The organism is Spirosoma utsteinense, assembly GCF_014282275.1.
GTDB lineage: Bacteria > Bacteroidota > Bacteroidia > Cytophagales > Spirosomataceae > Spirosoma > Spirosoma utsteinense.
The window spans coordinates 1-13,736 of record NZ_VFIA01000021.1; the positions used below are offsets into that span (position 1 = coordinate 1).

The 13,736-nt window shown below is 51.8% G+C and carries 11 protein-coding genes; 3 read left to right on the top strand and 8 right to left on the bottom strand.

What is annotated here, in order from left to right:
• Window positions 1-105: 105 nt before the first annotated feature.
• The 4 genes from FH603_RS16650 to FH603_RS16665 all read right to left on the bottom strand — a co-directional run bounded on the left by FH603_RS16650 (window position 106) and on the right by FH603_RS16665 (window position 4,306).
• Entirely contained in the window at window positions 106-579 is a 474-nt protein-coding gene (locus tag FH603_RS16650) for a hypothetical protein (RefSeq protein WP_186738674.1), read from the bottom strand.
• A 1-nt stretch (window position 580) separates the two neighbouring features.
• Window positions 581-2,578, bottom strand: a complete 1,998-nt coding sequence (locus tag FH603_RS16655) for a hypothetical protein (RefSeq protein ID WP_186738675.1) — start codon at window positions 2,576-2,578, stop codon at window positions 581-583.
• 139 nt (window positions 2,579-2,717) lie between these two features.
• Window positions 2,718-3,566, bottom strand: a complete 849-nt coding sequence (gene cas6 / locus FH603_RS16660; protein WP_186738676.1) for a CRISPR-associated endoribonuclease Cas6 — start codon at window positions 3,564-3,566, stop codon at window positions 2,718-2,720.
• Window positions 3,567-3,655: 89 nt separating this feature from the next.
• Entirely contained in the window at window positions 3,656-4,306 is a 651-nt protein-coding gene (locus tag FH603_RS16665; protein WP_186738677.1) for a WYL domain-containing protein, read from the bottom strand.
• A gap of 39 nt (window positions 4,307-4,345) precedes the next feature.
• Here FH603_RS16665 and FH603_RS16670 point away from each other — a divergent pair, with 39 nt between their 5' ends.
• A complete protein-coding gene (locus tag FH603_RS16670) occupies window positions 4,346-4,585 on the top strand; it encodes a hypothetical protein (RefSeq protein WP_186738678.1) in 240 nt (79 codons plus the stop codon).
• A gap of 394 nt (window positions 4,586-4,979) precedes the next feature.
• Here the strand turns inward: FH603_RS16670 and FH603_RS16675 are convergent, their stop codons facing one another.
• Together FH603_RS16675 and FH603_RS16680 are read right to left on the bottom strand one after the other, a co-directional pair.
• Window positions 4,980-5,627 (bottom strand): GDSL-type esterase/lipase family protein, encoded by a 648-nt coding sequence (locus FH603_RS16675; protein WP_186738679.1) that lies wholly within the window; start codon window positions 5,625-5,627, stop codon window positions 4,980-4,982.
• A 174-nt stretch (window positions 5,628-5,801) separates the two neighbouring features.
• A complete protein-coding gene (locus FH603_RS16680; RefSeq protein ID WP_186738680.1) occupies window positions 5,802-7,118 on the bottom strand; it encodes a UDP-N-acetylmuramoyl-tripeptide--D-alanyl-D-alanine ligase in 1,317 nt (438 codons plus the stop codon).
• Between the two features lie 90 nt (window positions 7,119-7,208).
• Between FH603_RS16680 and FH603_RS16685 the strand changes: the two genes are divergently transcribed.
• Both FH603_RS16685 and FH603_RS16690 read left to right on the top strand, forming a co-directional pair.
• Window positions 7,209-9,452, top strand: coding sequence for a T9SS type A sorting domain-containing protein (locus tag FH603_RS16685; RefSeq protein ID WP_186738681.1), 2,244 nt, complete (start codon window positions 7,209-7,211; stop codon window positions 9,450-9,452).
• 113 nt (window positions 9,453-9,565) lie between these two features.
• Window positions 9,566-9,928, top strand: a complete 363-nt coding sequence (locus FH603_RS16690; protein ID WP_186738682.1) for a hypothetical protein — start codon at window positions 9,566-9,568, stop codon at window positions 9,926-9,928.
• A 42-nt stretch (window positions 9,929-9,970) separates the two neighbouring features.
• Here FH603_RS16690 and FH603_RS16695 read toward each other — a convergent pair whose 3' ends face one another.
• Complete coding sequence (locus tag FH603_RS16695) at window positions 9,971-11,584, bottom strand: sensor histidine kinase (RefSeq protein ID WP_186738683.1); 1,614 nt, start codon at window positions 11,582-11,584, stop codon at window positions 9,971-9,973.
• A 97-nt stretch (window positions 11,585-11,681) separates the two neighbouring features.
• Window positions 11,682-13,244, bottom strand: a complete 1,563-nt coding sequence (locus FH603_RS16700; protein WP_186738684.1) for a sensor histidine kinase — start codon at window positions 13,242-13,244, stop codon at window positions 11,682-11,684.
• Between the last annotated feature and the right edge of the window lie 492 nt (window positions 13,245-13,736).

Here is a 13,736-nt window from a genome sequence, read left to right on the forward strand (position 1 = left end):
GCCGCCGTGCTGGAAGAGGTTCATTATTTACAGGCTGATCGCAAACGCATCCGTTGTTTTTTTCGCAAAAAGGAAATCGCTTTCTTCACAGACTAATTCACGGATCTATAACACGCGCTTCCCGCGAATACCTTTAAGAATAGAACATTTGAACGGCGATGTACGCTGAACACTTTCAGCTTTGGTCTTTGTAGGTGCTTCATCTTCGTCTTCCTCGTCACTTGCCGCAGATTTGTCATTTCCACCACTACGCATATAGCCGAACAAGTCGTCTTCAGGGTACGCAATTGGGTCGAGAAGCGTAGAAATTTTGTTTGTCGTTCCCTTTTTAGAGACACCGATAGCCTGTAGGTCGCTGGGCGTCCAGCTATTTTCTTCATTAGAGGTATTCCGGAGCCAGCGACGCCATGCTTGCGCCGATACATAGGGCACTTTTTCCCGTCGACCGTTGATCATTTCCTCAAATACTTTTGGAACAACTTTATTGCGATCTTCGCCAGCACCCAAGCCAGCACCATTCAAGAAAGCGGCCGTGCCGTCGATAACTAGAGCACCCGTAATGTTATTAAGCGTTGCCATATTAAACTGTTGTAGGGATAAGTGTTAATTGGTGATAGAATTGATTTAATAAATACTCTAGAACAAAGCGAGTAAATGAGTGATTGTATCGACCTGTATAATCGTACAAAATTTCTTCAGCAGAGAGTGATGGCGCAAAGGACTGACCTGTTAAATTGTTAATTGTTTTAGCCATGCTTTCGCTAACCGTATCTAGCCACTGCACAACCTGGAAGCTATCATGACGCATGGGAATCAGCACATGCTGTCGAAACTTCTCTTCATCCATTTTGCCTTTACTTCGTCCGTCACGATAATACATTATGTATTCATTAGCGAAATCGCGTAGTTTATTCAGATAAGCTGTTTGCTCAATACTCGGAGCAGGAAGCAGATTCGTGGTCTGAGTATCTAATCTTGGGAGTGGTTCATTAGAGTGGTAATTGAGATAAATACGTACGACGTCCCGTAAGCCATAGGCTGTTTGCCGGTTCTCCGAATCAAATAATAATGCGCAGATTATATCCAAATCATAGAACCTGCTACCCTCACGAATTAATAATGGCAACGGATTTACTTCCTGATATCGAGACCCTACCCAACGGCTGGAATAGTTGCGTTTATCTTCACCTATCACCTGAAAGAACAGATTAGCAGCTTGCCCAACAGCTTGAGTTGATACGTTGGGAATGATGGGCGTAGCTACGTCATCTTCGACCGATAACGTTGAATAATAGAAATGAACCATTCGATACATTCGACTAATGGTACTATCTATCGGAATTCTATCAGGAGAATTTAGGATTGAAATATGATGCGCCCAATGCCACTCCTTTCGGCTCGCGGCTCCTACTAATGCTTCATAAACCATGCTTTTGTATAGGGCATAATCGCTGGTTGGCGCATCCGTTTTGCTTAAAAACTTGTGTTGATTTTTATTCCATTCTTCTTTGCCTAGTAGGTAAGCAATATATTTGGCATAGCCGAGTCTTTCTCCATTTCCAATCAACTGTTGATAAGCTTCATAGAAACGAATAGATACACCCTCTGAGTTTTTGTTGGGATAAAGACCATAAAAATCAAGGTGCCCTTCCAAGCTTTCTAAAAAGTCAGACTGAAGTTTGGAGTTTTTCAGAATAGTTTCCAGCGTTGGGCGCAGGGAAGGATTTTTGTAGAGACTGCGGAGGTCATGAATAAGCTGATTTGGAATACGATCAATTTCACAACTAGCTCCGGTGCCTGAATTTGTAAAACACCACAGATTGAAAGCTGTGATGGCATCGTCGCGTTCTTTATCAGCAAGAATAGCTAACGCCCTAAGTAAATAATGACCTTTCGTAAAATCCTTGATATTATCGACTGGTGAGTTTGCCGAACCCGCTGTTATCTTGCTTTTTATCAACGAAACGTGGTCAGCAATTAACCGTTTGGATAAATCCTCGTTAGATGCGTCAATAAGGAGAATACCACCTTTGTAAAGTACCGCAGACAAAGGCAAAAACTGCATAATAGCTAAACAAGCCGGATGTACCGTAATCGCATACTTAGCCTGTGGTAATGCCTGAGCATCTGATCCCAAACCACCTAATAATGGAAACCAACACCTATTTACAGTTTTGTCTTTCCCGCCAATCTTACTAGCGGGAAAGCCCACCTTACGGAGTGTCTGTTCATAAAAAATTTCAAATGTTGTCTTAAATCGTAGCCCTGATAGTTCACAGGTATATGGACCTTCATTTTCTGCATTTGACAAAATACTGGTGATTAGTTGCTTGTAAATGGCCTCACCAAACTCTTTGTCATTGAACAATGGTCCATTCTTTGAGAAAAGCATTGTGTAGCTTTTCAGCCGCTTGTTCAGGCCTGTGAGCGTGTGCAATCCGTCTTGGTATGGATCATTGAACAGTTTAAGTAACGAATCAGCATCAACAGAACTAATTCGCTGCCCCGCCAACGCTTCGATTGTTTGCAGTGCGTTATTGAGCATGGCACTGCCGGTATAATCTCTAAAAATTGTCATCTATTTAGGGGAGGATAGTATGAATAGCTCTTTATGAATGAAGTTTATTTATTTTTGTCACTAAGCAAGTCGGCTCAAGTACTAAAACTCAGCTCAAGTTGGGGGTTGCATTAGCACGGTTTTGAGAGGGCTTGCTTTTTTATTTTACCCCTACACACCCAAACCCTTCGGCGTTATACCGCCCCACGCCCGCCAAAACAGCCAGTTCCAGTAACTCGCTCGGGCCGCTTAACTCAAACATGAAGCCGTAATAGCCTCGCACCTTTGTCTCCTCCCGCGATCCTTCCTTAATCGTTACTAATCTTGACTTGGGCTGAGCTGCCTGGCGGCCTGCATTCGCCAGTAGCCGGTAGGTTAGCGAACCGGCGTCTATACTATCGGCAGGAGCCTCGCCTGCTGGTACGGCTGTTTGTATGCTGCTGTATTTTGCTAGTACGTTCGAGACAAGCAACGGCCCAAACTGCTCGTCGGACGGATGCAGGTATTGATCCATTCCCCGCGCATCTTTCTCGGCAATTACCACCGGCGATAAGGTTCTGAGCTGCACTGTTTGGCTCCTGATCTCTACCGGTACGGCTTCTACGCGCTCAATAATGAACTCTGCCCGGCCTGGATTGGCCCGGCCTGGATTGGCCCGGTGTTTAGGCGAGGCAATCACACAGCGCTGGTCCTGAAACAGGCCCATGATGAAATGCTGGGCGGCTGTATCGACATAGAAACTAACTACCCACTCGATATGGGGCGAGTTGATCCACAGGCCACCCGCTTTCATATCCAGCCGCGCATTGGGCATGATCAGATCCGAAAAGGTGAACAGCTTAAACCGGCGGGTGCTCGAAAACTCATAGCCTTTCCCGTGCAGAAAGTCGGCGTATTGCTTATCGGCGTCGGCCAGTACGGCATAGATGAACGCACTGAGTCGATACGCGTAATTGAACGGAACCAGCGTCTGGCTGGCAACAGGGCGTAAGGTTAGTCGAAATTGCATACGTAGTTACGGGTGGATAGGCCAACGAAGCAGGCCGCTTACTGATTAATAAAACGAAGTACGAAAAGGTGAGTGACAACTTGTGTCGCTCAGAAAATGAACTCCGTCACCCGTTTCTGTAGATACGTTCGAAAGTCATCGCTACGCACAACGGCTACCTCTCCCGGCAGGCCCAGCACAAACCGGCCAATGCCCCGCCAGTCGCGTACGAGGCCCTGCCAGCCGTACCGGAAGGGCGATTCGCCGGGGCGCTCGTAGGTATTGGGCCGAGCGGCCGGGTACTCTTCAATAAGCAGACAGTAGGCCCGATGGGAGAGATGAAGGTCGACGGGAAGCCAGCATGGGCCGGTCCAGTCGAACAAGTCCTGAACCGTGTTGGAGGGGTACTGACCGGCGGGGTGGTCGGTCAGCGCGATGGCTTCGATGCGTTTGGTCTTGAATATCTTGACCGTATCGGAAGCTGGTTCGTAGGCTTCCAGCGTAGCGTAGCCGTCGGTAAAGGCGAGGGGTTCTACCAGGCGGTCGCTGATGGTGTTGGAGTTGGCGGAGTGATAGCGAAGCAGCCGAACCTGAACCCGGTCCCGAATACCCTCGGCCAGTTGACCCACCACCTGAGCCTGATGAATGTTGGTGAGGCCGTCGGCCAGGGGGAGGAGGGTGCTGCTGAGAAAGAGTTTTTGCCGTATGGCGGTCAGTAACGGATTCGACATGGCTACGCCCGTCAGCGCCTGCCGAATCAAATCGGATTCTTCTTCGGTGAGCGCACCGGACTGGGCCGAATGGTGCCCGGCCAGAAAATAGCGGTTGGTGGCGGGATGCGAATCGATGGAGTAGCCTACTTCTTCCAGAAAGTGAATTTAACGGTAGACCGATCGGTCGGTCAGATCCAGGGACTCGGCCAGTTGGCTGACGGTGCGGCCCGGCTGCTGGTTGAGGAGCCGGAAGAGTTTAAAAACGCGAAGAAGTTTAGCCTGTGGAATCAAGATCGTTCGGTGGGACAGCAGCATACGGGGAAATGAATATTGCCCTCATATGTACGTGTGCATTGATCTTGTAATGGTATTGCTTTCAGCAGGTAGATGCAAGCTTTAGTATACAATCATTTAGTAAACGGTAAATTAAAGGGGATTAGATAATACGGCACCTAAATATCACTATCAGGCGCTTCGCTGGCTCCATTTCGGGCAAGTCGATGTGTCAGGTCTTATGTATGATTATTGACGATAGACGATAACCACTACCAGGGGCTTTGCCCACTGGCAGGGTTATTCGCGCACCCTGCCAGTGGGCAAAGCCCCTGGTAGTGGTCACACTCTTGCCGGGCGGGTTGTCGGTCGCGGCAGCAAGCCCTATGCGTAGCCCTTGGTAGTGGTCATCGTCTGCGTAACGGGTATCGGCAGGACGGGTAGCTTTTTACTTCAGATACGGTTTCAGCACCGGTGCCCACAGCTGGTAGCCTTTTTCGTTCATGTGCAGGCTGTCTGGCCGGAAAATTTGGCTCAGGAGTTGACCGTTGGAACCAAGCATGGCCGGCCGGATATCGACGAACTGCGTATTGGATTTCCTAGCCAGGAACCGGCGAATGAGCCGGTTAGCTTCGTCCATGGCAGGCCAGAACTGCCGGCGTGATGGGCTGAGCTTGATGGACAGAAAGGTAAACGTTGTTTTAGGGGACTTTTTTCGGACGTACCGGAACAGATCGACGAAGCGGGCATAGGTTTGCCTGGCGGTCTGTTTGCCGGTGGCGATATCGTTTTCTCCGGCGTAGAGTACGATTTGTTTGGGCTGATAGCGAATGATGACCCGGTCGGCGAAGTGGCGCACATGACTGAGTTCGGAGCCGCCGAAGCCACGTTTCAGTACTACTTTTTCCGGGAAGTAGGACTGTAGATTATTCCAGTATACGATCGATGAGCTGCCGGTGAAGAGAATGGCATTGGCAGGGGGCGGGCTTTGCCGGTCCTGGTTTTCAAACGCCTGAATATCTTTTTCGAAGGGATAGGACTGGCCAAAGGCACGAACACCAATGGTAAGCAACACAAGGCAGGCAATGTATCTCATAACCTATGAAGAAGTTCTATTGCGTCGTTTACTCTGAACAGATTCAGAGTTACTAACAGAATGCTGTAGTATCCTGGACGGCCACGTCCGGGTGTAAATAGTTTTTTCTTGCCCGGACGTGGCCGTCCGGGATACTGTAGCATCCTGCCAGAAATCCTAAACAGGTTCTCTATTCTATAAGAACGGCACGACACTTTCGAGGCCCATTCCGCGCGATCCTTTGACCAGAATATGCGTATCGGTCATGGGGTGATCCATAAGCCAGTTGTGGAGCGAAAATTTGTCGGGAATATAATAGGCCTGCGGCAGTGACGTGAGCGCATGTTTCATATCCTGGCCGGCCAGGATCACCACGTCGAAGTGGCATCCGGCAATCAACTGACCCAGGGCCGCGTGTTCGGCTTCACTTTCGTTACCAAGTTCATACATATCGCCCAGAATCACCACTTTTTTCGTAGCGGGTGTGGCGGCAAACTGCCGGATAGCAGCCGTCATCGAACTTGGATTGGCGTTATAGGCGTCCAGTAAAATGGTGTTGGTGCCTTTTACGATCACCTGTGAGCGGTTGTTGGTAGGATTGTAGTCGGCAATGGCGCGATTGGCTTCGGCGGGCGAAACGCCAAAATACTGCCCAATGGCCAGGGCCGCCAGCATGTTCTCGAAGTTGTAGCGGCCGGGGAGGTGGGTGGTCACGTCCTGATCGTGGGCCGTATCGCGGTATACCACCACCGGCGACTCCTGAACGAGGTGAACAGGTTCGCCCGGGTAGAAAATAGCCTCGGCAAAAGTGGTTTCAGAACGGATCGTCTTTAGCCGTTCGCGGTACATGGCCGTCAGGGTTGTGTCGCGGGAGTTGATAAAAACGGTTTGGCCATGCTGCGCCAGGTAGTCATACAGTTCACCCTTTCCTTTGCGAACCCCGTCGATGCCACCAAACCCTTCGAGGTGGGCTTTTCCAACGTTCGTGATCAGGCCATGCGTGGGCTGGGCAATGGAGCAGAGGAGTTCGATTTCTTTCTGGTGGTTGGCGCCCATCTCGACAACGGCAATCTCATACTGTTCCGTGATGGCCAGCAGGGTTAGCGGTACCCCGATGTGATTGTTAAGGTTGCCAACGGTAGCATAGGTGCGGTAGTTTTTGCCCAGAACGGCCGCAATCAACTCTTTGGTCGTCGTTTTTCCGTTCGAACCCGTCAGGCCCACCACGGGAAACGTAAAGGTCTGGCGGTGGTGCCGGGCCAGCGCCTGCAAAGCCAGCAGCCCATCCGAAACGAGCAGGCAGCGTCCGCCCACGCCCCGGTCGGCCACATCAGGATCATCGACAAGGGCGTAGCGGGCACCGGAGGCCAGCGCCTGCTCGGCAAAGGTATTCCCATTGAAGGTGTCGCCTTTCAGGGCCACAAACAGGCAGTTGGGCGTAATCCGGCGCGTATCGGTCGACACGCCCGTACATTCCAGAAATTTAGAATAGAGTTGTTCGGTTGAAAGCATCACAAACGGGAATGTTCGTCGTTGTAAGAGTAGCGTTCCTGTCCGGTATCCTGTTGGGGCCGGATCGCTATTGGAACCCCTCAAAGATAGATGAAAAAGGCGTTTACGCTCATTGGCTGGCTGCTTGCCGTTGGTGTCTATGCCCAACAAACGGCGACAAGACCCTTTTCTTTTCAGTACGACCAGCGCCCGGCTGTTAGCCTGGAGGGCCGAACACTGCTCAATCCGTGGGCTGGCGGACTGAACGCGACCCAGTACTCGACCATGCGGCTCAACAGCGATGACCGCGATGATCTGGTCGTGTTCGATCGGACAACCGACAAAGTCAGTACGTTCGTCGCCATCGATAGTCCCACCGGCAAGGGGGTTGCCTGGCAGCACGCACCTGCTTACGAGGCCAATTTCCCGGTGGTCTACAACTGGCTGTTGCTGGTCGATTACGATGGCGATGGCCGAAAAGATCTGTTTACCCACGGATCGGGCAGTATGCGCGTCTTTCGCAACGAATCGCAGAATGGCCAGGTTGTGTTCCGGTCCGTAGCCGACCCGGTTATGACAGAAGGCTACAGCAGCCGACTGCCGCTTTACGTAGCCGGTACCGACTTGCCCGCCATTCTGGATTATGACGATGACGGCGATATCGACGTGCTGACATTCGACCCAACCGGCGACCAGGTGGCCTATAATCAGAACATGAGCGTCGAACGAACCGGCCGGAAAGATGGACTCGACTTTAAGCGTACCTCAGGTGTATGCTGGGGACATTTTAAGAAAAACTTCTGCAACGACTTCACCTTCGGGCTGGAATGTGGGGGCGAGTTAGGTCAGGCGGTTCCCGGCGCGAAGCTGGCCAGCCCGTCGCCCAACGCCCGTCCGCTGCATTCGGGCAACACGCTGACCGTACTCGATACCGATGGCGATGGCAACAAAGACCTGCTGTTCGGGTTCGTCACCTGCTCCAATCTGGCCCGCGTTCGCAGCGGTGGTCCCAACACCAGCAACGCCAATTTTACGGCCTTCGACAGCCTATTTCCGGCCCGTAATCCCATCGTGTTTCCTGCTTTTCCGGCTACCTTTCTGGAGGATGTCGACGGCGACGGTAAGAAAGATCTGCTGGCATCGCCCAACATGACGGCCAACGAGAACCAGGCTTTCGATTTCCGGGCGTCGGGCTGGTTGTATACGAATACGGGCACCAGCCAGGCCCCTACCTTTCAACTGGTTCAAAAGGATTTTTTGCAACACGACATGCTCGATCTGGGCGAGGGGGCGGCCCCGGCGCTGGCCGACCTCGACGGAGATGGCGATGTGGATTTGCTGATTGGGTATGCGGGTGCCCGAACCGCTACCTGGTACCGGGCGGGTCTCTGGCAGTTCGAAAACAAAGGCACAACCCAGGCTCCGTCGTTCGTACTCGTCACGACCGATTACCTGGGCCTGACCGCATCCATAGCGCTGACCAATGTGCTGCCTGCTTTTGTGGATGTCGATGCCAACGGTAGCCTGGACCTCGTCCTTACGGCAAACGGCACCGAAATGCGGGTTTTTCTCAATACGGCCCCCAAAGGCGCGGCTGTTCAATACAATGCGGCAACGGCTATTCGCTGGCCTACCCCCGACCGGATGATTCCGGGCGATCTGCCCACTGTGACCGATGTAGACCGCGATGGTAAACCCGACGTGCTGTTGGGTAAAAGTGATGGTACGATCCATTACCTGCGCAATGCGGGAACGGTTGCCAGTCCTACGTTTCAACTGCAGAACCAAAGTTTCGGGGGTTTCCCGCTCGACCGCTTCACGGGTGCCCGATCGCTGGTTATTGCCGACCTGAACGGTGATCAGAAAAACGAATTGCTGGTGGCAACCAACAGTGGCCAGCTGCGGGTCTATCAGTTTCCTAACCCGATCGATCAGTCGCTGGTGCTGCTCGATTCGCTGACAGCTACGGGGGTACCGGGCAAAGGACTTGTCGCCGGTATGGCCGATCTCGATGGCGACCAACTGCCCGACCTTATGGTAGGCAGCGTAACGGGGGGGCTTCGCTACCTTAGAAACACGTCCCAGAAAGTGGTTATTACGAGCGTGACAGAAGAGCCTGCCGGACCCTGGGTATTTCCTAATCCAACGGAACGGTACATGACCGTCCGTGCGCCCCATACCGGTCGTATCGAACTGCTCTCGCTTTCGGGACAGCAGATGCTGAGCGGCCAGGTGGTTCAGGCCGATACAGAAACGACCATCGACCTGGGCAACCTGCCTGACGGCACTTACCTGCTAAGGTTATCGGCCGACAACCGGCCAGCGCAGGTGCAAAAGGTAGTTGTCTGGAAATAGTATTTTCCTGAAACACTTCCCTGGGACTGGCGTTTTACAGACGGTAAGCGAATGGACCGTGTCAAGTCTTTTTGTCTGCCGTTTATAGACTAACATAGCAGAAACCCAACGTCATGGAAAATAACAATAACGCCGATCAGCAGCCCGCCGACCAGTCGGGTGGACCACTGGAGGGGATGTCGCCCCAGAACACCAATATGCCCGAAAACAATGACGAGATGGATTCGATCGTGTATGCGGGTCTGGGCGTCAACAACGAACCCGATGTCATGAACCCGGGCGATGACGAAGCGACGGACACGCTTCTATACACAGATACGGCCACCGCTATGCACGCAACAGACGGTGTATCCAACGACGAAGACCTGGACGATATACCCGAAGATTTGCTAAGCGACGATTTGTCGGATGATGAACTCGATAACGAAATCACGGAACTCGCCCAAGAGGAAGACGAAAGTAACGAGCGGTATTGACGGTGCGTCGGAAGGAGGTGATTGGATACGATTGGTGTTCGATCAATAACTATCCATCAAGCTTTCCAGTGACAGGGGAGCGGTCTCGTCGGGGAGGTAGATCGTAAAGGTAGCGCCCTGACCCAACTGGCTGTGGGCATTCAGGTAACCGTTGTGGTTTTCGATCACCTTCTGTACAATGGCCAGCCCAATCCCTGTGCCCAGGTATTCGCTGCGGGTGTGTAACCGCTGGAAGATGGTAAAGATACGGTCGAGGTATTTCTCATCGAAGCCAATCCCATTGTCGCTGATGCTGATAGCGAAAAAGGGCCGGTTCTGGTCAGATGCAGTTACTTCCTGGCCGGGTAGTGTACTGATTTCATGACCCGGCAAACGCTGGCAGTCGATCCGGATATGCGGCCGGGGAGGGGTTTCGCCGTCTCCATTTTCAGGGCCTTTTACGAATTTCAGAGCGTTGCTTACCAGGTTCTGCAAGAGCTGCTGTAACTGCGTTTCGTCACCCAAAACAAAGGGGAGCGACGTCACCTCAAGGTCAGCCTGTTTCTCCTCAATAGCAGTTTCCAGGTCGCTTAAGACCAGCTGAAGGAGACGCTGCAGGTCGACCTGCTGGAAGGGTTGCTTCTGCGACGAGAGCCGTGAGAATGCCAGCAGGTCATGGATAAGGGTGTTCATGCGGCTGGCGGCTGTCTGCATCCGCCTGACCAGACCCAGGCTGTAGGTACTCAGTCCCCCTTCGGGCTGCTGACTCAGCATTTCTCCGAATGACTGGATCTTGCGTAATGGCTCCTGTAGGTCATGGCTTGCTACATAGGCAAACCGTTCCAGGTTTTGATTCGAGCGTTGTAGATCGTCGACTGTTTTCTGAAGTTCCTGCTGACTCTGCCTGATGGCTGTCGTATCAACGAACGTCGTCAGTACACCATCGCCCAGTTTGCTGAACAGGATATCGTACCAGCCTTTCAGTCCATCGAAGGTAAACTGGCTGTCGATTCGCTGGGTTTCGCCGGTTTCGATCGTGTAGGCATACTGAGCCAGGACGTCCGACTCCCGACTGTCGGCGAACTGGGTCAGGAGCGTGCTGCCTATAAGCTGGGGTAGTGGTATGCCCGTAATACGGGCAGCCGCTTCGTTGGCCAGCCGGATGCGCAGGTCATACAACTCGCCGGGTCCTGTAGCCGTTGGCTCTCTGCGCATGGCTTCATAGGCGATCATCCCGTTGATCGATCCATTCAGGACACTTTCAATCAGATGCGACTGACGTTTGATCGTTGTAATGTCGGACAGTGAAGCGGCAATGCCGTCGTTGTAGGGTTGAAGCGAGAGCGTGAACCAGCCATCATGGGGTTGGTTCACGGCCCGGTAACTGATTTCTGTTTCGAAAGGCTCGCCGGTATCGACCACATGACGGGCATGATCCCAGATCTGGGTCGATAATGTATGCGGGAAAAGATCTTCTGGTGTTTGCCCCTGCATGGCCAGCTCGTCCAACCCTACCAGTGCTTCGGCTTTTCGATTAGCCAGCGTTAACCGAAATGCCTGGATGCTTCCGGTTGCCGTCCGTAAACAACGGAACAGCAAAATGCCGTTTCCGGATAAATTGAGCGCTGCCCGTAATTGAGCCGGATCATCGGTAGGCATGCCAGATAAGCCTTTCATAAGTCACTTCGTTGAGCCACGGTACTAACTTATTGGAAAGTTAGCCGATAGACCAGTCATTTGCAACTTGTTCGAAAGGGTGTAACTGTATTTTTACTTAGTGGGTTGGGAGCCAGACCGTGAACGTAGCGCCATGACCTGGTTTGCTGCGCACTGTAATCGTACCACTGTGATTTTCCGTGATTTTCCGGGCCAAGGCCAGGCCAATACCCGTGCCGTCATATTTGCCGCGACCGTGTAGCCGTTGAAAGATGGTAAAAATACGATCTGTGTATTTCTCGTCGAACCCAATACCATCATCCTCAATAGATACCGCCACATACCGGCGTCCTGTCTCGGCAAGTGTCAGCGGGAGGTCATCACTCGCAGCCACCGTGGCCGATATATCGATTCGGGGTGCTTTGCCGGCCTGGTGGAATTTCAGCGCGTTGTTGATGAGGCAGAAAAATAATTGACGCAACTGAGCGGCATTGCCGATTATGGCCGGGAGCGAATCGACTTCAATGACGGCGTGCTTCTCTTCGATCAACGGTTGCAGATCGTCGAGCGACTCGGTTAGTGCCCGGCTCAGCAGTACCAGCCCAAACTCCTCCTGCCGGGTTGTCACGCGGGAGTAAGCCAGTAAATCTTTCACCAGTCCCTGCATCCGTTGTGCCGATCCCTGCATCCGCCTGACAATGTCGCTAATATCCTGGTCGGCGCTATCACCCAGTCGGCTTGTGAGCAGGTCGCCAAAAGACTGGATCTTCCGTAGCGGCTCCTGTAGATCGTGCGACGAGACATAGGCAAACTGCTCCAGATTCTGATTTGTTTGCCGCAGTTCACGGTTTGACCGCTCCAGTTGCTGTTGGGCTTGCTTAAGGTCGGAAATGTCGAGGAAGGTCAGGATAAGACCGTCGTTGAGCTTGTTAACGGCAAACCAGTACCAGCCTGTCAATCCATCCTGCTGATAATCGATGTCGTACGTGATGGGTACACCTGTGTTGACCGTTTCCTGGTAGCGCTCGAAGATAGTTTGTGTTTTGTTGCCCGGAAAGGGCATCCGATGCGTTGCCGGCAGCAGCTTGAGCAAGGTGGTCTTCGATACGTCTTCTGCCGACATAGTTGGCAGCAGGTTGCCAGCCCGGTTAGACAATAGGAACCGGAAATCGATGATGCTGCCGTTCGCGCTGCGCACCGCTTCCAGTACCCAAATGCCATTCAGCGAGTTATAGACAACTTCCCGAAGCAGTTCAGCCTGTTGGCGTTCGGCGAGCAGGCGTACCTTCTGATCCGTTATTTCCATGAATGAAATAACGATTCCGCGCTCTTCCCACCGGTCGATGGTTACATCGAACCAGCCCGTATAGCCTTTGGTTGTCGTGTAGTGAATTTCCTGCCGGTATACCTGACCCGTCAGTACGACTTCGGCCGCGTGTTGCCAGATACCGTGAGCCAGTGCGTTTGGAAACAGCGTGGTGGCTAGCTTCCCCTGAATTTCCTGAGCACTGTGTGTCGTGAAATGCTCATACCGCTGGTTGATCAGTAAATACCGGAAATCGACGATAGTCCCTGCGTCATCGCGTACGGTTTCGCAAAGGGCTATGGCGTTGGCTGAATACTGAAGGGCTGTCTCGAACAGTGATTGATCGGTCAGCGATACAGGTGAACCGGCGTTCATAAATGCCAGAAAGTAAAAAAAGACGTTACGGTAGGTATCGATTAACGGGCTAACCGCTGAGCGTAATCATAAAAGTACGTAAAAGAATGTAGGTAGGAAAAGAAGTACATAAACTATTTAATTAATTTTTTAGGTATAAATGTACATATACTCATGATGTTAGTTTATGGTTTTTACTAAATACAAATACGTAAAAGACCCAAAAGTTAATAGTAAGTAAAGTCGATCAGGTAGGTAGATATGCTTGATTTGCTAGTTGGTCACACTTGCCATCGTATCACTCCGAATACAAAAAGGCCAGACTAACAACCTTGTTAGCCTGGCCTTTTTTTGTATTGCTGGTAGAAAGAAACTACGCTTTGGTTCGGGTTCTTTTCGTCTGCCCTGATTGAATAACCTTCCACGCTTTAACTTTTAGCGCGTGGTGTAGCTCTTTATCTCTCGGAATAAACGTGGTACTGCGGTCACCGTTGTTTTTAACTTTCAGCTCCC

Excerpts from the sequence above, each read along its gene's own strand:
- FH603_RS16650 (WP_186738674.1), bottom strand. The coding sequence starts at position 579 with ATGGCAACGCTTAATAACATTACGGGTGCTCTAGTTATCGACGGCACG.
- FH603_RS16655 (WP_186738675.1), bottom strand. The coding sequence starts at position 2,578 with ATGACAATTTTTAGAGATTATACCGGCAGTGCCATGCTCAATAACGCA.
- cas6 (WP_186738676.1), bottom strand. The coding sequence starts at position 3,566 with ATGCAATTTCGACTAACCTTACGCCCTGTTGCCAGCCAGACGCTGGTT.
- FH603_RS16670 (WP_186738678.1), top strand. The coding sequence starts at position 4,346 with ATGGTGCCCGGCCAGAAAATAGCGGTTGGTGGCGGGATGCGAATCGAT.
- FH603_RS16675 (WP_186738679.1), bottom strand. The coding sequence starts at position 5,627 with ATGAGATACATTGCCTGCCTTGTGTTGCTTACCATTGGTGTTCGTGCC.
- FH603_RS16680 (WP_186738680.1), bottom strand. The coding sequence starts at position 7,118 with ATGCTTTCAACCGAACAACTCTATTCTAAATTTCTGGAATGTACGGGC.
- FH603_RS16685 (WP_186738681.1), top strand. The coding sequence starts at position 7,209 with ATGAAAAAGGCGTTTACGCTCATTGGCTGGCTGCTTGCCGTTGGTGTC.
- FH603_RS16690 (WP_186738682.1), top strand. The coding sequence starts at position 9,566 with ATGGAAAATAACAATAACGCCGATCAGCAGCCCGCCGACCAGTCGGGT.
- FH603_RS16695 (WP_186738683.1), bottom strand. The coding sequence starts at position 11,584 with ATGAAAGGCTTATCTGGCATGCCTACCGATGATCCGGCTCAATTACGG.
- FH603_RS16700 (WP_186738684.1), bottom strand. The coding sequence starts at position 13,244 with ATGAACGCCGGTTCACCTGTATCGCTGACCGATCAATCACTGTTCGAG.